This window comes from Halorientalis salina (assembly GCF_005049285.1).
In the GTDB taxonomy this organism is placed as follows: Archaea; Halobacteriota; Halobacteria; order Halobacteriales; family Haloarculaceae; genus Halorientalis; species Halorientalis salina.
The window spans coordinates 144,795-166,456 of record NZ_SOSC01000004.1 but is presented as its reverse complement, the minus strand read 5'-3'; the positions used below and the strand labels follow the sequence as shown (position 1 = coordinate 166,456).

22 protein-coding genes are annotated in these 21,662 nt (G+C 67.1%); 8 read left to right on the top strand and 14 right to left on the bottom strand.

The features are described from left to right. Window positions 1-91: 91 nt before the first annotated feature. Window positions 92-2,155: an excinuclease ABC subunit UvrB gene (uvrB, locus tag E2481_RS10140; protein WP_136717025.1), complete on the bottom strand. Its 2,064-nt coding sequence runs from the start codon at window positions 2,153-2,155 to the stop codon at window positions 92-94. Between the two features lie 109 nt (window positions 2,156-2,264). Between uvrB and E2481_RS10135 the strand changes: the two genes are divergently transcribed. Beyond that, window positions 2,265-2,558, top strand: a complete 294-nt coding sequence (locus E2481_RS10135; protein ID WP_136717024.1) for a hypothetical protein — start codon at window positions 2,265-2,267, stop codon at window positions 2,556-2,558. 77 nt (window positions 2,559-2,635) lie between these two features. Here the strand turns inward: E2481_RS10135 and E2481_RS10130 are convergent, their stop codons facing one another. The 4 genes from E2481_RS10130 to E2481_RS10115 form a co-directional block, all read right to left on the bottom strand. Continuing rightward, on the bottom strand, window positions 2,636-3,913 hold the full coding sequence (locus E2481_RS10130; protein ID WP_136717023.1) for an MFS transporter: 1,278 nt from the start codon (window positions 3,911-3,913) through the stop codon (window positions 2,636-2,638). Window positions 3,914-4,030: 117 nt separating this feature from the next. Next, window positions 4,031-4,654: a rubrerythrin family protein gene (locus E2481_RS10125; RefSeq protein ID WP_136717022.1), complete on the bottom strand. Its 624-nt coding sequence runs from the start codon at window positions 4,652-4,654 to the stop codon at window positions 4,031-4,033. A gap of 46 nt (window positions 4,655-4,700) precedes the next feature. Next, the gene (locus E2481_RS10120) at window positions 4,701-5,090 is read right to left on the bottom strand and encodes a hypothetical protein (protein WP_136717021.1); all 390 of its coding nucleotides are present in this window, start codon (window positions 5,088-5,090) and stop codon (window positions 4,701-4,703) included. Window positions 5,091-5,217: 127 nt separating this feature from the next. Continuing rightward, window positions 5,218-6,072, bottom strand: a complete 855-nt coding sequence (locus E2481_RS10115; protein WP_136717020.1) for a sulfurtransferase — start codon at window positions 6,070-6,072, stop codon at window positions 5,218-5,220. Between the two features lie 271 nt (window positions 6,073-6,343). Here E2481_RS10115 and E2481_RS10110 point away from each other — a divergent pair, with 271 nt between their 5' ends. Both E2481_RS10110 and E2481_RS10105 read left to right on the top strand, forming a co-directional pair. Continuing rightward, window positions 6,344-7,159 (top strand): sulfurtransferase, encoded by an 816-nt coding sequence (locus E2481_RS10110; protein ID WP_136717019.1) that lies wholly within the window; start codon window positions 6,344-6,346, stop codon window positions 7,157-7,159. A gap of 171 nt (window positions 7,160-7,330) precedes the next feature. Further along, on the top strand, window positions 7,331-7,660 hold the full coding sequence (locus E2481_RS10105) for a hypothetical protein (RefSeq protein WP_136717018.1): 330 nt from the start codon (window positions 7,331-7,333) through the stop codon (window positions 7,658-7,660). Here the strand turns inward: E2481_RS10105 and E2481_RS10100 are convergent, their stop codons facing one another. The 3 genes from E2481_RS10100 to E2481_RS10090 all read right to left on the bottom strand — a co-directional run bounded on the left by E2481_RS10100 (window position 7,661) and on the right by E2481_RS10090 (window position 11,158). Next, window positions 7,661-8,869, bottom strand: a complete 1,209-nt coding sequence (locus E2481_RS10100) for an inorganic phosphate transporter (protein ID WP_136717017.1) — start codon at window positions 8,867-8,869, stop codon at window positions 7,661-7,663. A gap of 463 nt (window positions 8,870-9,332) precedes the next feature. Next, on the bottom strand, window positions 9,333-10,343 hold the full coding sequence (locus E2481_RS10095; protein WP_250137785.1) for an AI-2E family transporter: 1,011 nt from the start codon (window positions 10,341-10,343) through the stop codon (window positions 9,333-9,335). Window positions 10,344-10,477: 134 nt separating this feature from the next. Next, window positions 10,478-11,158: a class I SAM-dependent methyltransferase gene (locus E2481_RS10090; protein WP_136717016.1), complete on the bottom strand. Its 681-nt coding sequence runs from the start codon at window positions 11,156-11,158 to the stop codon at window positions 10,478-10,480. A gap of 93 nt (window positions 11,159-11,251) precedes the next feature. On the opposite strand from E2481_RS10090, the gene E2481_RS10085 reads away from it, so the two are divergent. Together E2481_RS10085 and E2481_RS10080 are read left to right on the top strand one after the other, a co-directional pair. Then, the gene (locus E2481_RS10085) at window positions 11,252-11,674 is read left to right on the top strand and encodes a DUF2391 family protein (RefSeq protein ID WP_136717015.1); all 423 of its coding nucleotides are present in this window, start codon (window positions 11,252-11,254) and stop codon (window positions 11,672-11,674) included. A 59-nt stretch (window positions 11,675-11,733) separates the two neighbouring features. Further along, on the top strand, window positions 11,734-12,312 hold the full coding sequence (locus E2481_RS10080; protein WP_136717014.1) for a DUF7090 family protein: 579 nt from the start codon (window positions 11,734-11,736) through the stop codon (window positions 12,310-12,312). Here E2481_RS10080 and E2481_RS10075 read toward each other — a convergent pair. The 5 genes from E2481_RS10075 to E2481_RS10055 all read right to left on the bottom strand — a co-directional run bounded on the left by E2481_RS10075 (window position 12,309) and on the right by E2481_RS10055 (window position 16,249). After that, window positions 12,309-12,581 (bottom strand): UPF0058 family protein, encoded by a 273-nt coding sequence (locus tag E2481_RS10075; protein ID WP_136717013.1) that lies wholly within the window; start codon window positions 12,579-12,581, stop codon window positions 12,309-12,311. The genes E2481_RS10080 and E2481_RS10075 overlap by 4 nt on opposite strands. 211 nt (window positions 12,582-12,792) lie before the next feature. Further along, window positions 12,793-13,614 carry a DUF7089 family protein gene (locus tag E2481_RS10070; RefSeq protein ID WP_136717012.1) on the bottom strand — a complete coding sequence of 274 codons (822 nt, stop codon included), beginning with the start codon at window positions 13,612-13,614 and terminating at the stop codon, window positions 12,793-12,795. A gap of 146 nt (window positions 13,615-13,760) precedes the next feature. Next, complete coding sequence (locus E2481_RS10065) at window positions 13,761-15,227, bottom strand: MATE family efflux transporter (RefSeq protein ID WP_136717011.1); 1,467 nt, start codon at window positions 15,225-15,227, stop codon at window positions 13,761-13,763. Window positions 15,228-15,283: 56 nt separating this feature from the next. After that, on the bottom strand, window positions 15,284-15,529 hold the full coding sequence (locus tag E2481_RS10060) for a ferredoxin (protein ID WP_136717010.1): 246 nt from the start codon (window positions 15,527-15,529) through the stop codon (window positions 15,284-15,286). A 54-nt stretch (window positions 15,530-15,583) separates the two neighbouring features. Then, the gene (locus E2481_RS10055; protein ID WP_136717009.1) at window positions 15,584-16,249 is read right to left on the bottom strand and encodes a chemotaxis protein CheC; all 666 of its coding nucleotides are present in this window, start codon (window positions 16,247-16,249) and stop codon (window positions 15,584-15,586) included. 140 nt (window positions 16,250-16,389) lie between these two features. Between E2481_RS10055 and E2481_RS10050 the strand changes: the two genes are divergently transcribed. The 3 genes from E2481_RS10050 to E2481_RS10040 all read left to right on the top strand — a co-directional run bounded on the left by E2481_RS10050 (window position 16,390) and on the right by E2481_RS10040 (window position 20,703). Beyond that, window positions 16,390-18,801 (top strand): ATP-dependent DNA helicase, encoded by a 2,412-nt coding sequence (locus tag E2481_RS10050; RefSeq protein ID WP_136717008.1) that lies wholly within the window; start codon window positions 16,390-16,392, stop codon window positions 18,799-18,801. Then, the gene (gene cgi121, locus E2481_RS10045; protein ID WP_136717007.1) at window positions 18,802-19,293 is read left to right on the top strand and encodes a KEOPS complex subunit Cgi121; all 492 of its coding nucleotides are present in this window, start codon (window positions 18,802-18,804) and stop codon (window positions 19,291-19,293) included. Between the two features lie 72 nt (window positions 19,294-19,365). Beyond that, window positions 19,366-20,703 (top strand): oxidoreductase, encoded by a 1,338-nt coding sequence (locus E2481_RS10040; RefSeq protein WP_136717006.1) that lies wholly within the window; start codon window positions 19,366-19,368, stop codon window positions 20,701-20,703. A 115-nt stretch (window positions 20,704-20,818) separates the two neighbouring features. Here the strand turns inward: E2481_RS10040 and E2481_RS10035 are convergent, their stop codons facing one another. Continuing rightward, window positions 20,819-21,433: a MaoC family dehydratase gene (locus tag E2481_RS10035; protein ID WP_136717005.1), complete on the bottom strand. Its 615-nt coding sequence runs from the start codon at window positions 21,431-21,433 to the stop codon at window positions 20,819-20,821. Window positions 21,434-21,662 lie beyond the last annotated feature (229 nt).

The window sequence follows — 21,662 nt, the reverse complement described above, 5'->3', positions numbered from 1 at the left end:
AACCGACTTACTATCACCGCACGCTTTCTCGGAACGAAGCCCGGGGCCAAGATTTATATCGAGGTCGCCTAGCTACGTCTCGCCCGGTCGCTCAGAACTCCTCGGCCGGTTCGGGGACGACGCCGTCCTCGTCGTCGCCCTGCAGGTCGTACTCCTGGCGCACCTCGCGGATGCGGTCGCGGATGTCCGCGGCCAACTCGAACTCCAGGTTGTCGGCGGCGTCCTCCATGCGCTCGCGGAGGTCCGCGATCAGTCGCTCGGCCTCGGCCTCGTCTTCGGGGTCCATCCCGGAGACGCCGCCGGTGTCGGTCTTGCTCCCCGGGAGGTTCGTCTCGCCGATCTCCTTTTCGATGGTCGTCGGCTCGAAGCCGTGTTCCTCGTTGTACTCCTGCTGGATTTCCCGGCGGCGCTGGGTCTCGTCGATGGCCGACGCCATCGCGTCGCTCACCTCGTCGGCGTAGAGGACGACCTCGCCGTTGACGTTCCGGGCCGCCCGGCCCATCGTCTGGACGAGCGTGGTCTCGCTCCGAAGGAAGCCCTCCTGGTCGGCGTCCAAGATGGCCACGAGGCTCACCTCGGGGATGTCCAGCCCCTCCCGGAGCAGGTTGATGCCGACCAGCACGTCGATGTCGCCCAGGCGGAGCGAGCGTATCAGTTCGTGGCGTTCGAGGGTGTCCGTCTCGTCGTGCATGTAGGCCACGTCGATACCCGCTTCCTCCAGATACTCCGTGAGGTCCTCGGCCATGCGCTTGGTGAGCGTCGTCACCAGCGTCCGCTCGTCGCGCTCGATGCGCCCGTCGATCCGGTCCATCAGGTCGTCGATCTGGCCGGTCGCGTCGGCGACTTCGACTTTCGGGTCGACGAGGTGGGTGGGCCGAACGATCTGTTCGGCGATCTGGTCGCTCGTCTCGCGCTCGTAGTCGCCGGGCGTCGCCGAGACGTACAGCGTCCGATCGGTTTTGTCCTCGAACTCCTCGAAGGTCAGCGGACGGTTGTCGAAGGCCGTCGGCAGTCGAAACCCGTTCTCGACCAAACTCTCTTTCCGGCTCTTGTCGCCGGCGAACTGCCCGCGGATCTGTGGCAGCGTCTGGTGGGACTCGTCGACGACCGTGAGGAAGTCGTCGGGGAAGTAATCCAGCAGCGTGTACGGTGCCTCGCCCGAGTCCCGGTCCGAGAGGTGAATCGAGTAGTTCTCGATGCCCGAACAGTAGCCCGTCTCTTTCATCATCTCCAGGTCGAAGGTGGTCCGTTCCTCGATGCGCTGGGCGGCGACCATGTCGCCCTGGCGCTCGAAGTAGCGGACCCGCTCTTCAAGGAGGTCCTCGATCTCCCCGATGGCCCGCTGGAGCCGTTCCTCGGGGATCGAGTAGTGCTCCGCGGGGTGTATCAGTACTGCAGGATCCTGACTCTTGACCTCGCCCTCCAGGGGGTCCATCTTCACCAGTCGATCGATTTCGTCGCCCCAGAACTCCACGCGGACGGCGTAGCGGCCGTACATCGGGTAGATTTCGAGGGTGTCGCCCCGCACCCTGAAGGTGCCCTGGGTGAAGTCCACGTCGTTGCGCTCGTAGTTCAGGTCGACCAGCCGACCCAGGAGTTCGTCGCGGTCGATCTCCTGGCCCTGCTCGATCTTGAGGGACATGTCGACGTAGTTGCGCGGGTCACCGAGGCCGTAGATCGCCGAGACCGACGCGACGACGATGACGTCGTCACGGGTCAGCAGCGAGCGGGTCGCCGAGTGTCTCAACCTGTCGATCTCGTCGTTGATCGAGGCGTCCTTGTCGATGAAGGTGTCCGTCTGCTCGACGTAGGCCTCGGGCTGGTAGTAGTCGTAGTAGGAGACGAAATACTCGACGGCGTTGTCGGGGAACAGCTCGCGGAACTCCTCGTAGAGCTGGGCGGCCAGCGTCTTGTTGTGGGCGATGACCAGCGTGGGTTTCTGGATCTCCTCGACGACCCACGAGACGGTGTTTGTCTTGCCCGACCCCGTGACGCCCAGCAGGGTCTGGGTGTCCATCCCCTGGTGGTAGCCGTCGGCCAACTGCTCGATGGCCTCGGGCTGGTCGCCCGCGGGATCGAAGGGCGCGTCGACGCGGAAATCCCGGTCCACGTCGGGACGGTCCGGACTGAGGGGGCTGCCGGAGGTGTCGCTCATTGCGATGAGTCACGGGCTGGAGCCCCTTCAGGCGCGCGGTTGGCGACTGTGCCGTCGAACCCACCAGGCCGAACGCTAACTGTCTCGCCGTCGTATTCGACGACGAATTATGCAGGTTATCTGTACCGACGGAACCGTGTTCACGTGTCGCAGCTACGAGTTGACCGAGTATGGCGTCAAACTGTACGGGGAGGGGTCCGACGACGACGACGACCGCTACAGCGACGAACCGGAGCAGATCGGGTTCGTCCCCCACGACAGACTCGGCTACGTCCTCCCGGACGGGGTCAGGCCGGCGTCACAGTCCGTCGTCCAGACCCAGCCGGTGAGAAGGAGCCACCGCCCGACGAAACCGACCGGGGCACCCGGTGGCGGCAGACACGCAACCGACCGGCGGAGCTAAGCGGCCCAAGCCCGCCGGGTCGTCGGCGAGCGGGGCGTCGAGAGCAGGTCCTATTATTGACAGCAAATCGAAAAATATCAGGGCCGCGCTTCGAGGCGGTGGAGCCACAACCCGCCCAGCGCCGCGACGAGACAGGCCACCGCCACCAGCGCGAACGCCACACGGTAGCCGAACACCGAGTAGACGCGCGCGCCGCTGAGCGTCTCGCCGGTCCAGTAGGCGTCGAGGACGAGTCCCATCAGCGTCGGGAGGAGCGCCGCGCCCGAGAAGGCGACCGTGTTCACGGTCCCGGTTGCGACGCCGCTGGCACCGCTCACGTGGCGCTCCTTGACGACGGTATAGCCCAGCGCGTAGGCACCGGCGAGGAAGCCGGAGGCGAAAAACACCAGGCCGACCACGGGGAGGGGCGGGCGACCGACCGCCGCCAGTCCCGCGTAGCCGACCGCGATGATCCCCTGCCCGACGGCGATCAGCACCGTCCGACGGCCCGTCCGGTCCGAGAACCAGCCCACGAGGGGCGGCCCGAACAACAGCCCGAGACTCCCGAGCAGCGTGTACGTCGAGGCCTCGGTGACCGACAGCCCGTAGGTCTGGACGACGTAGGGGACGCCCCACAGCCCGAAGACGGTGATGTTCACGCCCGTCCCGGCGAAGAGGATGAGGCCGACGAGCCACGTCTCGAGTTCGCCCAGCACGTCCCGGGCGTTCCCGGCGACCGCACGGAGCGAGGGGGTCCGAGCCATCGGGACGCCGTCGATCTCGGGCAGGCCGGCCTCGGCCGGCGAGTCACGCGAAAGCAGGGACGCCACCGCGGCGAGGCCGAAGCCCAGCAACCCGAGGCCGAGCATCGTCGACCGCCAGTCCGTCGCGGCGACGACCAGCGCCAGGGGCGTCGTCGCGAGAATCCCGCCGAATCCCGCTGCAGCGATCGTCAGCCCACTCATCCGTGCGAACTCGCCGGGCCGGAACCAGTTGGCACAGAACCGGAGGATGGCGATAAAGAGGAGGCTCCCGCCGAAGCCGACCAGCGCCCGCGCCAGGAAGGCCACGGCGTAGCTGTGGGCGCTGCCGAAGACGAGCGCGCCGACGCTCATCACCACGGTACCGGCGACGACGGCCAGCCTGCTCCCCACGCGGTCGGCGACGACGCCCGCCGGCAACTGCATCGCGGCGTAGATGTAGAAAAACGAGGCGTGGAGGGTCCCCAGCGCCGCCCCCGTTGTGCCGAAGGCGGCCGTCAACTGCTCGGCGAGGACGGCCGTCGAGAGGCGGTGTACGCTCACCAGCGCGTAGGCTGCCGCAAGCGCCGTCCAGGCGATCCAGCGTCGCTTCGTCGGGTCCCTCCAGATGCGCACGGTCCCCCGTGCTCGCTTGACGACGGTAAGTGTTGATACTCGCGACGGCGGTAGTGTTCGCTGACTACAGTGGAATCGTGAACAATGTTATCAGCTGCCGAAATCAGAAATGGCGACTCAGCAGACCGGTTTGGGGTTGACGCCCAGCGCTTCGAGGGTGTCGAAGTACTCGTCGTAGGCGGCTTCGATCGTCTCGACGGCGGCCCCCTGGGCCAGGTCCCAGTCGTCGTCGCCGTCGCAGACCTCGGTGAGCGTCTCCGCACCCGCGTCGATGGCGTCCTCGACGGCGCCCCGAACCTCGCGGAAGGTGCTCGCCGTTTGCGGCGAGGCCTGCCCGACGAAGAAGCCGACGGCCTGGCCGATCTTGTGCTCCGTGACCAGCGCCCAGCCGACAACCCCGGCGAGGCGCTCGGTGGTCGTCTCGAGCCCGGCCAGGTACTCGACCATCGCCGGGGCCTCGCCGGGTTCGTGATCGCCGTGTTCGTCGGCGACAGTCCCGTACTGCTCGCCCACAGTGTCGGCGAGGTCGGCGAAGCAGTCGCCGGCAGCCCCGTCGGCTTCGTCGGCCCACGTCCCAAACGTCTCGGCGGCGTGGTGCAGGTGGTCGGCGACGGCCGCGAGCACCGGCCCCTCGTCCATCTCGCCCTCGGTGTCGGCGTACAGCGATTTCGAGGAGCCCAGCCGCGACAGTTCGGTCTTGGTCTCGTCCCGTACCGCGTCGAGGAAGGCGTCGGTATCCATGTCCGTCCGTTCACGCGGCGACCGCTTGTAAGCATCGACACCGGGACTAGCAGACCGCCGCGACCACGTAGTACCGCTCGCCCTCGTAGTGCACGAGGACCGGACTCGACCAGGCGTCGGGAAGCGTCGGCATCTCGACCGAGCCGTTTTCGAGCGCCCGGTCGAACTCCTGCTGGCGCTCGGTCGAGAGGTTCGCGTAGTCGAGCGTCCGGTCAGTATCGGACAGTTGCCTGTCGGTCGCCGGGTCGACGGTCACGACGTACGGACAGTCGGTGCCGTAGGCGGTCGTTACGTCGGGTGTGTCGGTCGGCGTCGAGGTCGGCGACTCCGAGGGCGTCAGCTCCGTCGCCGACGCCGTGGGGCTCCCACCGGTCCCGCCGTCGAGACAGCCCGCGACGGAGACGACCAGGACGAGCAGTAGCGTCCGCCTGAACATACTGAGGCCTCGTCGACCGCGCATAAGTGTCTTCTAGCGGGACAAACCGCACTCGGTGGATCGGGTCAAAAAACGAGTCGCCCGCGCCGTTCCGACTCGAGGCCTCGTATTCACTCGGCCTCGCCGCTCAGTTGCCTTTTTCAATAGGCGCGCCGACCAGGTTCCCCCACTCGGTCCAGGACCCGTCGTAGTTGATGGTGTCCTCGTAGCCGAGCAGTTCGTGGAGCGCGAACCACGCAACGGACGAGCGCTCGCCGATGCGGCAGTACGCGACCGTGGTGCTGTCGCCCTCGATGCCTTCCTCGGCGTAGAGCTCCTCGATCTCGTCGGCGTCTTTGAAGGTGCCGTCGTCGTTCGTGACGGCCGCCCACGAGATGTTGCTGGCACCGGGGATGTGGCCGCCGCGCTGGGCGGTCTCCTGGAGGCCCGGGGGCGCGAGGATCTCGCCGGAGAACTCCTCGGGCGAGCGAACGTCGACGAGCGGCACGCCGCGCTCGATGGCGTTCTCGACGTCCTCGCGGTAGGCCCGAATGGACTCGCGCGGGCCGGAGGCGGTGTAGTCGACCGCGGAGAAGTCCGGGACCTCGTCGGTGGTCGGGTAGTCTTTGGCGTCCCAGTACTCGCGGCCGCCGTCCATCAGACGGACGTCGTCGTGGCCGTAGTACTTGAACTGCCAGTAGGTGTAGGCGGCGAACCAGTTGGAGTTGTCACCGTACAGGACGACGGTGGAGTCCTCGCTGATGCCGTGGGAACCCAGCAGGTCCTCGAAGTCTTCCTTGTCGAGGATGTCGCGGGTCGTCTGGTCCTGCAGTTGGGTCTCCCAGTTGAAGCCGATGGCACCCGGGGCGTGACCCTCGTCGTACAGTTCGGTGTCGACGTCGACCTCGACCAGTCGCAGGTCGGGGTCGTCGCTCTCGAAGTCGTCGAGACGCTCTTCGACCCAGTCCGCTGAGACGAGAACGTCTTTGGCGTAGTCGCTCATATCCGTCTATCCCTTTCAACAGTAGCCATATAATCCTCCGCGACCCGGCACGTTCCGCCACTCATCCCCCGTACAGGCAGATGTTGCCGATAGTTTCGCGTCGGTCGGGACGCGAGCGGGAACGAGACCCGGGAACGGACGGCTCTGCAGTGCCCGCTCGGGGCGGCCGCTCTGCGGCGGCAACCTGTCCCGACAGTAGCGGAGATAGTTGCCACCATCTCCGAGAACGGGGAACTGAAACCTTGAAACGGCGGGCACCGTAGGGACGGATATGAGCGAGGTAGTGGTTCCGGCGGGCTGGGTGGCGGAGCGATCAGACGAGGTGGCCATCGTCGACGTCCGGGACGCCTGGGAGTTCGACGGCATCGGACACGTGCCGGGTGCGGTCAACGTCCCCTTCGACGCGTTCCGGGCCAGCCAGCATGCGGACGAGGGCGAGGACGGGCGAGACGGCGAGGCGGGGATGCTCCCCGGGAGCGAGCGGTTCGCGTCCTTGCTCTCGGAGGCGGGTATCGCGAACGGCGACGAAATCGTCGCCTACGACGACACCCACGGCGTCTTCGCCGCCCGCTTTCTCGTCACCGCCGAACTGTACGGCCACGACCCGGCGAAACTCCACCTGCTCGACGGGGACTTCTCGTCGTGGCAACTCGAACACGAGACGACGAGCGAGGCCACCGACGTCGAACCGACGAGTTACGAGGCGGCGCTGCTCCCGGCCGAGGAGACGCCGCTGGTCGACGCCGAGGCGGTCGCCGACGCCGTCGAGTCCGACACCGTAATCGTGGACACCCGCGAGGACTGGGAGTTCGAGGAGGGCCACATCCCCGGGGCCGTCCGGCTCGACTGGCAGGAACTGGTCGACGAGGAGAGCCGGGGGCTCAAACCACGTGAGGAGATCAAGACGATTCTCGACGAGCGAGGAGTCACCCGCGACAGCCGGATCGTCCTCTACTGCAACACGGCCCGGCGCATCAGCCACACCTACACCGTCCTCCGGCATCTGGGCTACGAGAACGTCGCCTTCTACGAGGGGAGCCTCACCGAGTGGGAGGCCGAGGGCCGCCCGCTGGAAACGGGGACGTAGGTCGCCCAGCCTCTCCGATTCGGTCGTTCGCTTGCTCAGTCGCCGGCAGGAGTGAGCAGCAGCCTCTCGTTAGATTCTGAGTGTATTGAGAACGGTCTAATAAATCGCTTCGAGCGATAGCAAGGCCGTCCCGCCGCCGGATTTATGTCGCTTGGGACACAGGCACTCGGTATGGTTCTTGACTCAGGGGTCAAGACCCACGAGTCGCTGCACACCAGTCTCACAACAGCAATCGAACGGGCATTCACACTGGAGACCTGGGTTTCCAGTTCTCGCAAGCGGGTCGCCTCAGAGTCGTTCATCCGTCGCCGTACACAGTTTGGCTCGGTAGACGAGTTCTGTGTAGCCAGCCCGTGTGACGACGACACTCTCGGGGGCATTCAACAGCTCTCGGCGGACGAACGCGACGCGTTCGTGGCGCGGACGACCGATTTTGAGACGTGGACAGCGATGAAGCAAAGCGCAGCGGTCGAAGATCTCGTCACCCTCCAGAACGTGTGACTACCCCAGACCGGGTAGTGCAGCGAGCACGTGGTAGAGCGCGAAGCTGATCGCGCCACCGCCAACCATCGAGGCGACCCACGCCCCGACCGTGTATCCCGTCTTCGTGGTGGACACCCCGTCAGAGCTCGACGAGCCGCCAACCAGTCCAGCCCCGACGATACTGGAAATCATCACCTTGTTGAACGAGATGGGATAGCCGAGGATGATTGCGGCCTGAGCGATGAGAAATGCGGGAATGAACGCGGCGATCGACCGCTTCGGGCCGAGTGACGCGTACTCACGGGCGACGGCCTGAATGAGGCGCGGCGACCGGAACCAGCCACCAAACAGAATGCCGAGTCCCCCGAGCCCGAGCAGGTATACAGCAGGGAGACCGAGCGAAGATTCAAAGACGGATTCCAGCGGCCCCGTGGCGAGTCCGACCTGTGACCCGCCGCTGGTGAAAACGACGACGAGAGCAAGCGCGACCAGCATCCGGTTGATTCCAGTCGTTACGTCACGCCGGAGCTGCCAGTAGACCACTGCGACCGTGAGAAGACCGATCACACCCCCAACGAGTACGATTCCGACCTCGCCAACCCCTGTCGATGCGACGTTGAACTGGCGGGTAATGACGCCCGCGATCGACCCCTGCTCCCTCTGTGGAGCCGGGAGAAACGACAACTGGATATTGGCGAGTGCGTAGCCGACACCGCCGGCGAGCAGCGGAATACTCAGCGTATCCGAGACCGTCTCGTCCAGCAACAGCCACGCGAGACCGTACGCGAGGACGCCTTCGACGACCGGAATCGCGAACCAGAACCCCAGAATCTTGGCGTACGTCACGACCGCAAAGCCGCCGCCCAGTGCGACACCCGCACCGATTGCCGCTCCAGTCACCGTGAATGCAGAGGGAATGGGGTAGCCGCGAGAGTTCCCGATGGTGATGAGTGTGGCTGCCGTGAGCAGCGTCGCAGTAGCGGCCAGTGGGGTGATCGTCACACCAGTTACCAGTCCGTGGCCGATGGTCTCCGAGATACTGCCACCCTGCGCGACAGCCCCGAGGGCGGCGACAATTCCGACCAGCAGCGCCCCTCGCAGGGTGGACAGTGCGTTCGCCCCGACGGCCGGCGCGATCGGGGCAGAGTTGCTATTTGCCCCAACGGTAAATGACATAAAAAGCGATGCAACGAGCGCGACAGCGACGATCCCGAACAGTGAGGACATAGATGTCTGGACGTAGATAGTGTCGGTACTCGTGGGTACAGGGCCCGTTACGTCATGTACCTGGACGGATAATTATGACTCTGTTGGTAGTATTCGTTTGTATCACGGAGAAATCAAGGAACAAGTCAAATGACTCTCCCCGTTGTCTGGCCCGAGTCTCACGACCCACTCGCTTCGTTCGGCGGAGTTCGGCTTTGGTACCTGGCCTGGTAAACGGCTGGTTCGTACTGCCGGGCGGAAAGTTTCGCAACCGGATCCGTAGACGAGCGACGTACAGCGGCTCTCCAGCCAATCTACGCAGTCGGTGATCCACGTACGTCTGTCCGGCAGTATCACTCTGCTCGCTCGCAGCAGTTGTAGTCCAGTTTACGGGCGGTGCGAGCGGTTTCACCGCCTCGAGTTTCCGGCACTGCGTCCCGCGCAGCGCCAGCGAGCGCACCCGACGAAGTGAGAAGTCGGTGACCTACCCCTCCTCGGCCGGTTCGACGCCCATCTCCGCCGAGAGGAGTTGCCCCGCTTCGAGCAACAGCGCGACCACGAGCGGGCCGGCGATGAACCCGACGATACCGATGGTGAGGATGCCGCCGACGAAGCCGACGAAGTAGAGACTCCCGGGCATGCCAGCGGTGAAGGCCGCCAGGCGCGTCCGGATGATGGCGTCGGGGAGGAAGCCGACGAGGATGAGGCCGAACGCCGTCACGAGGATGGCCGCACCGGTGTTCCCGAGGACGAGTTGATAACCCGCCAGCCCGAGGACGACGACGCTGGGGCCGAGGACGGGAATGAACTGAAGCAGCCCCGAGAGGACCGACAGCGTCAGCGCCGAGTCGTAGCCGAGCATCGCGAAGACGACGTAGGCGATGAGGAAGGTCCCGAACGCCGTCGCGGCCTGGAGGACGTAGATGGCGTACAGCGTCGCGCGCACCCGCTCGTGGAAGGAGATGACCACGTCGTGATAGCCCACGGGGAAGAAGGCGAACGCCGCCGCGCGGATGTCGTGCGGTCGCAAGAGGAGTGCATAGACCAGGAGGACGAACAGCGCCCCCTGCAGGGCGACCACCGGGGCGGCGCTGGCGAACCCGACGGCGATCGTGGTCAGGCCGTCCTGGATGAGTCCGAGAACGTAGCTCACGTCGATGGTGTACTCGAACCCGTAGGCCGACACCGGCACTTCCGGCGGGAGTTCGCGGATGAAGGAGATGAACTCCCGGCGGCGACCGTAGAGGGCCCCCACGATCGGAACGACGGCCAGCAGGACGGCCAGAAAGCCGACCAGCGTCGCGACCGCCGCGCTGACCCGTCGACCGCGACCGCGGTTGAGCACCCACTGCCGGACGGGATAGAGGACGTACGCGACCGTGATGGCGAAAAACACCGTGGCGAGGACACGGGCGAGGACGAACATCGCGACGAGTGCCACCGCGAGCAGTACCCCTAGCAACACGCGGCGACGACGACGGCGATCCGAAGGCACGACGGTCCCTTCTCACCCCCAATGCAAAACCTTTGATAAGGGATACGTCAACCCGACGGACCCGTTCGCGTCGTGTGGTTCGACAACCCGGAGAGCGTGATCTGCAGGCGAAACGAGGGGGTCGGGAGGCCAGATCAGGGGACGACCCCGACGGACAGTAGCGTCCCGTAGACACGGTATCGCTCGACCATCGCATCGCGCGTCTCCCAGTCTTCGGTTGGAAACTCCTCGGCCGGTGGGATCTCGGTTTCGCGGTCGGGAACGTTGTCCTGGGCGGCGACGTGAAAGCCGGCGGACCTGAAGGCGTCGCGGTACTCGGCGGCCGACCACCGAACCATGTCGACCCCGACCAGGTCGGGCCAGTGATGGGAGTGGACGTTCTCCTCGAAGAAGTTCACCGCACAGTAGAAGGTTCCCCCGGGACGGATGACGCGATGGAGTTCCGCCAGCGCCGCGTGGGGGTCGGCGGCGTAGTAGAACGCCTCCATCGAGAAGCAGTGGTCGATGCTGTCGTCGGCAAAGGGGAGGTGCTCGAAGTCGCCGTTGACGTACCCCACCTGCGGGTCGTCGGTGTAGGATCGGGCGTTGCGGGCCATCTCCGGGGCGGCGTCGATGCCGTAGACGCGGCCGGCGTCCTTGGTGTCCCGGAGCGCGCGGCCGGCGTAGCCGCTGCCACACCCCAGGTCGAGGACGGTGTCGCCGGGTTCTACGGGGATTCGAGCGAGGGCGTGTTTCGCGGTGTGCCAGTGGCGTTCCTCCATGCCCCTGTCCCGGCCCTCGCTGGCCCACCGGTCGAACTCCTCGCTGACGCTCATGTCCGCTGTAAGCGGCGGCGGCCGCATAACCGGTTCGGTGTCGGGCGACGCCGACCCGGGACCGTTTTATCGCTGGGGGAGCGTGTCACGGGCATGGCACGCGCGCCGCGGTACAAGGTCGCGGACACGGCCCAGCAGGTCGTCGGCGGGTTCCTGCTGGCCGGCCCGTTCGTCGTCACCGAGGAGGTGTGGGTGCTGGCGCGCAACATGACCGTCCTGCACGCGCTGGTCACCGTCGCCATCGTCGCCGCCATCGGCTACGGCGCGCTCTACAAGGCCGATGACAACCGGGACCCCGACCGCGAGGCCGAGGTCGCCGGCATCCCGGTCCGATTCGTCTCGCTGATGGGCGTCGCCTACGGATCGGTTGCCGTCCTCGCCGTCGCCTTCACCGCCCCCGAGACGTTCCTCGGCGACCTGGAGGGACTCGCACAGATGGCCGTCACCGCCCGCGCCATCAGCGTCGGCGCGATCTTCAGCGTCGTCGGGGCCGCGACGGCAGACAGCGTGTTCTGATCGCGCCAAAGTCGTCTGAACCAGCAAATTTAACGCCCGGTCCCGCATTCGTAGGCCACATGGACTATCAGCTCGGGATCGAGAACGCGCCGGACACTATCGAGGGGGGTATCGGAGTGCTCCTGCTCCATCCGAGTACGGGCGAAACCGACCGCATCGACACCGACTTTCTCGCGACCGACACCGACCACATGCTGATCGTCTCGACTCGCACCACCGCCCGCGAGGTCGAGCAGAAGCTCGAATACTACGAGGTCGACGAGGACAGCGCCACGATCCTCGATACGCTCTCCATCGAGCGTGGGTACACCCGCCGGCGGAGCGACAACGTCCGCTACGTCTCCTCGCCCGACGACTTCGACAGCATCGTCGACGCGACCCGCGAGTTCCTCGAAAGCCACGACGGGAAGCTCCGGGTGACGATCGACTCGGTGACGGAGATGGCCTACTACGCCGACGAGGAGCGGACCCGCGAGGCCGTCGAGGAACTGCTGGCGCTGCTCGACGAACACGACGCGGTCGGCCTGTTCCATCTGGCCGAGGAGGTCCACGACGAGGACGTCGTCGCCGGCTACCGCGACCGCTTCGACGGCGTCATCGAACTCTCCGAGGACGGAACCGTCGAAAGCGAGTTCTAGTCGTTTCCGCCGGCGTCGGCCCGGCGAGGCTGATCGCGCCGCTCCTCGTCGGGCGTCCGGTCGGTCTCGGAGACGGCAGTGGAGAGACCGTCGAGCAGGGCGAGAACGGCGTCCCGGTGTTCGGCTTTCCGCCGGTGGACGGCGGTGGGACCGAGGTGGGAGTCGTCGTAGCGGGCGACGGTCTCGGGCGGAATCGCCGCTCGGTCCTCCAGTCGCTCGCGCAGGAGAAGGCACAGTGCGTGCAGGTGGATGAGTTCCTGTTTCCGCATGATCGAACCTCTGGTTCGCTCGTTCAGGACCGGGAAGTCCCAGTGAACGGTAACGGCGTCGAGACGGTTGAGGTTTGGGCTTGGTGGACCACGGCCCGAGGCTCAGACTGTCGGACAGCAGTCTGTTAAGCGTGGCCTGCGTAGACTGGGAGAGAGTCGCGTTCCGTCGCCCGTCCGAGAATTCGGCCGTGAGAATTTCTGTCCGGCAGTATCAGTCGGGGAGTTTCTCGAAGGTCTTGCGCGCCCACTCGACGGCGTAGGTCGGCCCGTGATCGAGATACGCGCTCGTGTCCAGCGCCGCGAACGGCGGCGGCACTTCGACGCCGTCCTCGGGAGCACCGGCGACGGAGTGTTTGATGGCGCTACAGGCCAGTTCCGCGGCCGCCGGGAACGCCGTCTCTCCCCGCGCGACTTCCCCCGAAAGCCCGCTCAGGCGCGGTTCCAGGCGCTCGCCGGCGTCGACCCACGCGTCGTAGAGGACTGAGAACTCGTCGTCCCACTCGGCGAAGACCTCGCGGGTCTGGAGCCCGACGTAGGCGGTGTAGAGCGCGGCGGCGAGCTGGTAGGTGTCGGCGGCCGAGAGCGGGACGGCCGCCGCCAGTTCGGCGTACTGGTCCTCGAAAAAGCCCAGGAACTGCTCGGGGACGCCCAGCCCGATCTCGACGAACGCCTCGGCCAGCAGGAACGCGACGAAGGTGTCGGGCGACCCCTCCAGCCGCGGCTTGACGAACACGGTCGGGGGATCAGTCTGGCGCGTCCATGCGACGCCGCCGTCGCCGGGCATCCCGACGGTGAACTCGTCGCCGGCGTAGCGGTGGAGCAACTCGGGCGCGTTCTCGGGCACCCACTCGGCCGGGTACGTGTGGGGCTCCAGCGCGTCGGTGAGCAGCGCCAGTTCCTCCGCGACAGCGGGATCGAGCGTCTCGAAGTCCCGTTCGCACTCGACGACGAGCGCGCCGGGCGCGTGGGCCGCACGGACCGCCGGGAGTTCCGCGGCGGCCGGGCCGGCATCGACGGCGTACTCGCCGAACATCACGCGAGCGCGGCGTTGGCGATCATCGCAACGGCCAGCAGTCCGAAGACGGCGAGCGACGCGAGCACGATCTTGGTTGCCTGACTCATACTCGTCCGTTCCGCCAGCACCGATTTAAAAGCTTCATTTCTCCGCCGTAGCGGCCGCTAATCGTCACCGGCCGTCCCGACGCCGGCCGCGCGGGCGACGCCGCGCCACTTCCCGCTCCAGAACCGCGCGGTGTTGACCGCGGCTTTCACGTAGAAATCGCCCACCAGCGCGAGGAAGATCGCCGGGAGACCGAGGCCGAGCCCCGGCGAGACGGTGACGCCGGCGACCGTGACGGCGAAGCCCGCCGGCAACGCCAGCACGGCGATGGGGAGGCGAACGAGATAGGAGCCGACGAACGTGCCGTAGAGCGGCCAGCGCGTGTCGCCCGCCCCCCGGAGACTCCCGCGCATAGTCCGGGAGATCGAGAATCCGGCGACGGCGACGCCGAAGACGCGGATGAACTGGACGGCCAGGTCCGGGTAGGCGGTGCCGAAGGCCATCGCGATGGGACGGGCGGCCAGGACGATGACCGCGCCGACGAGCAACTGGGTCGCCAGCGCGATGCGCATCGTCTGCCAGCCGTAGGCCGTCGCCTCGGTCTCCTCGCCCGAGCCGACGGACTGCCCAACGAGGGTACTCGCGGCCGTCGAGTACCCCCAGGCCGGCATCAGCGCCAGCAGCATCACCCGCCGCCCGATGGCGTAGGCCGCCAGTACCGGCGTCCCCAGCACCCCGAGGACGAACAGGAACGGGAACCGCCCGAACGACTGGAGCAGGCGCATCCCGCCCAGCGGCGCGCCCACGCGGACGATCTCCCGGCAGAGCCCCAGATCGACCTGGGGACCCGAAAGCGGGAACCGCACGACGTACCGGCCGGAGACGAGCAGGCCGAAGAAGACGACGGCCGCGAGCGCGTTCGCGACGGCAGTCCCCCAGGCGGCCCCCGCAACCCCGAGTTCGGGGAACGGCCCCAGGCCGAAGATGAGCACGGCGTTGAGGACGACGTTCGTCGGCAGCGTCAGCAGGCGGACGTACATCGGCGTCCGGGTGTCGGCGCTGCCCGCCAGCGCGCGAGCGGCGATCATGCTCCAGAACCGGAACGCGAGCGACAGCATGACGATCTGGAGGTAGATCGCCCCGAGTTCGACCGTCCGCGGGTCGTCGGTCAGCACGCCGATGAGCGGTTCGGCGTAGACCCAGGAGACGGCGGTGAGCGGGAGCGACAGGACAAAGGAGAGCCACAGCGACTGCTTGACCGCCAGGTCCGCCCGGTCGGCGTCGTCCGCGCCCTGCAGCCGGGAGACGACGCTGATCGTACCAGAGGACAGCGCCAGCGAGAGGCCGAAGCCGATGAAGTAGTACTGAAAGCCCAGTTCGAGCGCGGCGATGGCCGTGTCGCCGATGGCGATGCCGACCATCAGGAAGTCGGCGATGCGCAACAGGATGCGCAGGCCGCCGGTGACCATCACCGGCAGCGCCAGGTCGAACGCCTCCGTCCCCTTCTCCCGGTCGACGAGTCCGAGGCGAGCGAGGACTGCGGGGAAGGACTTGAGCGCGTCGCGGACGGCGGCACGAATCCCCATCTACCGGGGGCTAGGGTGGGAGTCCCCTGTCAGTTTCGGAGCGGCGCGCAGTCCGGTCAGGGAATCAACTGCTCGCCGTCGTCGTCGTAAATGGCGATGGCGTCGACGGGACAGGCCCGAGCGGCGAACTTCGCGTCGAGTTCGGCGTCGTCGGGGACCTCGCGGACGAACAGGTCCCCGTCGGTCTCCTCGCTGTCGGCGAGCACCGCTTTGCCGGCGTCCTCGTCGCGCTCGAAGGCGTCCCACTCGGCGACGCACTGGAACATCCCGATACAGGTGTCCTTGTCGTACTCGACTCGCATGGTCGGTCTTCGCGGGACGTGGCCATAGGCCTGGCGACGAACGGGCGGCGGCGATCAGGACAAATCGGAGAAATCGGCCGGTGCCTGGGCTTCGTCGGTGATCTCGTCGATGTCGATGTCGTGGATCAGATCGACGAGCGGTTCCAGTTCGGGGAAGGTGTAGCAGGTCAGGTCGAGGTCGACGTTCGGGGCCGTGATGTGGGAATCGATGACGAACACGATGTCGCTGCCGGGCCAGTCCGAGATCTCCTCGAGGATGGCCGCGCTCTGGCCGAAGGCGAAATGTGGCGGGGAGTGTTTGATGGAGGTCCCGAGGACGTTCGCCCACCCGTCGATGAAGCCCGAGGTCATGATGTTGGCGACCTCCTGGATGGCTGATTTCTGCATGTCGGTGAAGCCACCACCGCTGTCGGCGTCCATCTCCTGGCCGAGCATCGCGTTGGCGAGGTTCTTCGCCTGCGTCATCGGGACCATAAAGAGGAGATAGCCGTGTGGTTCGTCCTCCAGTTCGACGTAGATGCCGACCTGGGGTTCGGTACCGGCCTTCGTCTGCAGATGGGTCTGTACGTCCTCGAAGTCCAGGAAGTTCAGCTTCGAGACGGCGGCGTCGGTCTCGATCCCACTCATCTGTTGGAGATGCGCCGCCACGGTGGTCGCCCCCTCTTTGGCGAGCCCGTTGAAGAGATGGAGTTTCCGCACGTCGACCTTCAGCGAGTCCATACTGCGAATTAAACCGCGAGCAACATGAATCCACTCATAACCCTGTCGGAACCCGACGTTCGTTCGCAATCGGGTATCGACCGAGTACCGGCGACCATGGAGCGGAGATTTAAATCCGGTGACGCGGTAAGGGGTCCATAATGGACGTCGCGGAGATCCCTGGGGTGCCCGAGTGGTTGTCCGGACACCTACAGGACGCGGGCATCGAGGCGCTCTATCCCCCACAGGCCGAGGCCGTCGAGGCGGGCGTCACGACCGGCGACAACCTCGTCGCCAGCGTGCCGACCGCCAGCGGGAAGACGCTCGTCGCCGAACTCGCCATGCTCTCGCAGGTCGCCGGCGACGGCGCAGCCAGCGGCGAGCGTGAGGGCTCGTCGACGGGAGCCGGGTCCAGCGGGAAAGCCCTCTACATCGTCCCCCTCCGGGCACTGGCCTCCGAGAAGAGAGAGGAGTTCGAGCAGTTCGAGGCGTACGGCGTGGACGTGGGCGTCTCGACGGGCAACTACGAGTCCGACGGGGAGTGGCTCGCCGATTCGGACGTCATCGTCGCCACGAGCGAGAAGGTCGACTCCCTCGTCAGGAACGACGCCCCCTGGATCGACGACCTCTCCTGTGTGGTCACCGACGAGGTCCACCTCGTCGACGACGGCCAGCGCGGCCCCACCCTGGAGGTCACGCTGGCGAAGCTCCGCCAGTTGAACCCCGACCTGCAGACCGTCGCGCTGTCGGCGACCATCGGCAACGCCGACGAACTCGCCGACTGGCTCGACGCCGAACTCGTCGACTCGGACTGGCGACCCATCGAGCTCCAGAAGGGCGTTCACTTCGGCCAGGCGCTCCACCTCGAAGACGGGAGCCAGCAGCGCCTGGAGGTGCGGAACAACGAGGACGAGACGGCCGCCATCGTCCGGGACACGCTTGCCGACGACGGCTCGACGCTCGTGTTCGTCAACTCCCGCCGGAACGCCGAGGCCGCCGCCCGCCGGCTGACGGGGACCACCTCGGAGTTCCTCGACGACGGGGAACGCGCCCGGCTCCAGGAGGTGGCCGACGAGATTCGTGAGGTCAGCGATACGGAGACGAGCGACGATCTGGCGGACGCCGTCGAGGGGGGCGCGGCATTCCACCACGCCGGCTGTTCGAGTCGCCACAGATCGCTCGTCGAGGAAGCGTTCCGGGACCGCCTGCTGAAGGTCGTCTGTGCGACGCCGACGCTCGCCGCCGGGGTCAACACCCCCTCGCGCAGGGTCGTCGTCCGGGACTGGCGGCGCTACGACGGCACCGCCGGCGGCATGCAACCCCTCTCGGTGCTCGAAGTCCACCAGATGATGGGGCGGGCCGGCCGGCCGGGGCTGGACCCCTACGGCGAAGCCGTCCTCATCGCCAACAGCCACGACGAACTGGACGAACTGTTCGAGCGATACGTCTGGGCCGACCCCGAACCCGTCCGTTCGAAGCTGGCAGCCGAACCGGCGTTACGGACGCACCTGCTCGCCACCGTCGCGTCGGGCTTCGCCAGTTCCCGCGAGGGCGTCCTGGAGTTCCTCGAACGGACGCTCCACGCCACACAGAACGCCGACCGCGGGGAGCTAGAGCGGGTGACCGACCGGATGCTGGACTACCTGGAAGTCAACGACTTCCTCGAACGGGACGGGGATCAGTTACAGGCGACCGGGCTCGGCCACACGGTCTCGCGACTGTACCTCGACCCGATGAGCGCCGCCGAGATCATCGACGGTCTGCGGGACTGGGAACGGGGCGGGTCGCGAACGGCGACCAGCCGCGACGAAGCCGAGTCCGCCGGGTTCACGAAGGCCAGCGAACTCGTCGAGGACGACGAGGGGACGGCCGACCGGGGACCGCCGAGCGCGCTGGGGCTGTACCACCTCGTCGCGCGGACGCCGGACATGTACGAACTGTACCTGCGAAGCGGCGACGAGGACGAGTACACGGAACTGGCCTACGAGCGGGAGGCGGAGTTGCTCGGCTCGACGCCCCACGAACGAGAGGAGCGGTTCGACGACTGGCTGTCGGCGCTCAAGACGGCCCGCCTGCTCGAAGACTGGGCCAGCGAGATCGACGAGAGCGAGATCACCGACCGCTACAGCATCGGCCCGGGCGACATCCGCGGGAAGGTCGACACGGCCGAGTGGCTGCTCGGCGCGGCCGAGTCCCTCGCCAGTGAACTCGGGCTCGACTGTGCGCCGGCCGTCCGCGAGGCCCGGACCAGGGTCGAACACGGCGTGCGGGCCGAACTCGTCGACCTCGCGGGCGTTCGGGGCGTCGGGCGCAAGCGAGCGCGGCGGCTCCACGACGCGGGCATCCGCACTCGTGCGGACCTCCGGGAGGCCGAGAAGTCGGTCGTCCTCGGGGCACTGCGCGGCCGCGAGAAGACCGCCGAGAACGTCCTCGAAAACGCCGGCCGACAGGACCCCTCGATGGACGGCGTTGAACCGGCGGAGATCGAGGGGGTCGAGGAGGCGTCGGCGAACGATCGTACCGGATCCGGCGACGAGAGCGCGGACGACCAGTCGAGCCTGGGTGATTTCTGAATGGAGGTGATCGAGGGACGGACAACGGTCGAGGACGTCGACGCGTTCGTCGCGCGCCTGGGCGAGATCGGTACCGAGTTCGACTGCGCCGTCCAGGCGTTCGACGCGCGGTACGTCGTCGACCGGGCGCACCTCGAACGTGCCGTCGAACTGGCCGACCGCGCCCGAACGCGTGGCGAGGCCATCGCGAACGACCACGCGGTCGAGATCCTGCTCTACGCGGCCGGCCGCCGCCAGATCAACCGAGCGCTGGAGATCGGCGTCTCGGCCGGCGACTGTCCGGTCGTGGCCCTCGTCCACGGCGACGGAGACGAGGCCGGGGCCGCCGACGCCGTCCGCGAACTGCTCACACCGGCCGAAACCCTGGGGGCCTACGACGAGGGGCGCGTCCGTACGTTCTTCGACGTCGGCGAGCTGGAGACGGAGGCGACCGACGCCGGATTGCCGGCGCTCGTTCGCGAGCGCGTGGCGCTGCTGGCCGTCGAGCGGTGAGGGAGCCCGGCTGTCGCGAAACGGAACCCGGCCGTCGATAGGTCTTACTCCGTGGCCAGTCCACATTGAGCCATGGTAACACTCGACGACCCCGTGGCCGTCGGTGGCGTCGAGTTGCGAAACCGGCTCTACCGCACACCGCTGCTCGAGTGTGCGGGCAACGGGCCCGACGCCGTCAGCCGGCTCGTCGACGAACTCGCGCCGGCGGCCGAAAGCGGCGTCGGCTGCATCCACCAGGGGGCGACGCTGGTCCGCGACGAGGGCGGCTGTGCCGCCCCGAACATGACCCGCGTCCACGACCCGGAGTTCGTCGACGACCTCGGCGCGCTACCCGACGCCATCCACGACCACGGCGGGCGCGTCTTCGTGCAACTGGCGGAAGGCGGCCTGCGGAGCATGGAGACCTGGCACGCGGAGTATCGCGACCGACACCCCGACGCAGAACAGCAGGTCGTCTCGCGCCCGCCCTGGCAGCTCCGCCTGCTCGATCGGGTCGGCTTCGTCGACCTGACCCCGCACGTTCTGTCGACCGGGGAAGTAGAGGGCCTGGCGCAGGATTTCGGCCGTGCCGCCGAGCGCACGGTCGAAGCGGGATACGACGGCGTCCACCTCGCCGGGGCGAACATGGGCATCATCCAGCAGTTCCTCTCGCCGTTTTACAACCACCGGGACGACGAGTTCGCCGACGGCGTCACGTTTCTCGAACGGGTCCACGACGAGATACGCGACCGGGTTGGAGACGTTCCGCTCATCACGAAGGTCCCGGCGGAAACGGCCGCCCCGCCGACGGTCCGCCGGCACCTCTCGCTCGCCGACGGCGTCGACATCGCCGCTCGGCTCGCCAAGGCCGGCTTCGACGGCGTGGTCCCTGTCGAGTGTTCAGTCGTCTGGGACATGAGCCTCGTCCGCGGGGAGTTCCCCGACCGCGCCTGGACCGCCGAGGACCTCCAGGCAGACTACGACGCGGCGTTCGGGAGTCGGCTCCGCGTCCGTGTCGTCCGGCTGTTGAACTGGCTACAGGCGAGGCGTTTCGAGCGGGAGCCGGGCTGGAACGAAACGTTCTGCCGACGCGTTCGGGAGCGACTTCACGCCGAGGGCCACGACGACGTGGTCGTCTGCTGTGAGGGCGGCGTGCGGACGCGCACCCAGTGCGACCGACTGCTCGGCGACGGCCCGGACCGACCGGCGGCCGACCTCGTGGGCATGGGCCGGCCCTTCTACGCGGAGCCGCGACTGGGGGCGCGGCTGCTAGCCGGCGAGGACGCGATCTGTCGGAGCTGTAACAACTGCACCGTCCCGCAGGCGACCGGTGCCGAGGGACGGTGTCGCACGCCGAGCGTCGTCCGCGAGCGCGGACGGTTAGCGAAAGACGGTGCCTACGAGGGCAACAGCTTCGGCGCGCCGGAGTGATGGAAGAAACAGAGGCGTCGCGCGGGTCGCGACGAGAGTCGAAAAGGGTCCGGAGGCTCCGGAAGCACGGGCAGGCAGAAACGACTGTCCGCGGCGAGCGCGCTGTGTGGACCGGTTATTCGGGTGGTTCGTCGATGAGGACGACCGCCTCGCCGTCGATGACGGTCTCCTCGCCGTCCATCACCTGGGTCGTCAGGCGGAACTGCTTGTTCCCGAGGTCCTCGACGATCTCGCAGTCGGCGGTGACGCGGTCGCCGATGCGGACCGGGTTGTGGAACTCCAGATCCTGGGAGAGGTAGACGACCAGACCCGGGAGTCGGGCCAGCGCGGCGCTGATGAGGCCGCCGACGAGGGTCCCGTGGGCGATGCGCCCGCGGAACCGCGTCGTCTCGGCGTACTCGTCGTCCAGGTGGAGCGGGTTCGTGTCGCCGCTCGCGGCCGCGAAGGACTTGACGTCCTCGTCGGTGATGGTCTTGGAGAACTCGACGCGGTCACCGACGCCCAGTTCGGTCCGGTCCTCCTCGGAGAGGGTGACGGACCACTCGGCGAGGTCCTCGTCGGGTTCGATCCGGTCGCGTGCGGAGATGGCCGGTCCGTCCTCCTCCTCGTCTTTGCCGACGCCGAAGGCCGCGAAGGCAGCGCGGTTGGCCTCCAGCATGCTATTGAAAAAGTGCGAGGACGTCTCGGTCCACGTATCCAGCAGCGCGCTCCGGTGGGGATTGGAGCTCATTGACACCCTCGTTTGGAGATGGCTATATTAAAGCGTGGTGGTTCGATCGGTTCAGCGGCCGTCTGAGGCCGTCTCCGGCCCACAGAATGGACAATTGAAGTGACGTTTGCCCGCGCGTGGACCGGGGTGACGGCCCCGGAGTGGTGGTTATCTACCATCTGCTTCCATTGAATGGTAACGAGTGGTGAGAATGATAACCTTTATGGTGTCAACTGGTGTAGAGAGGTGC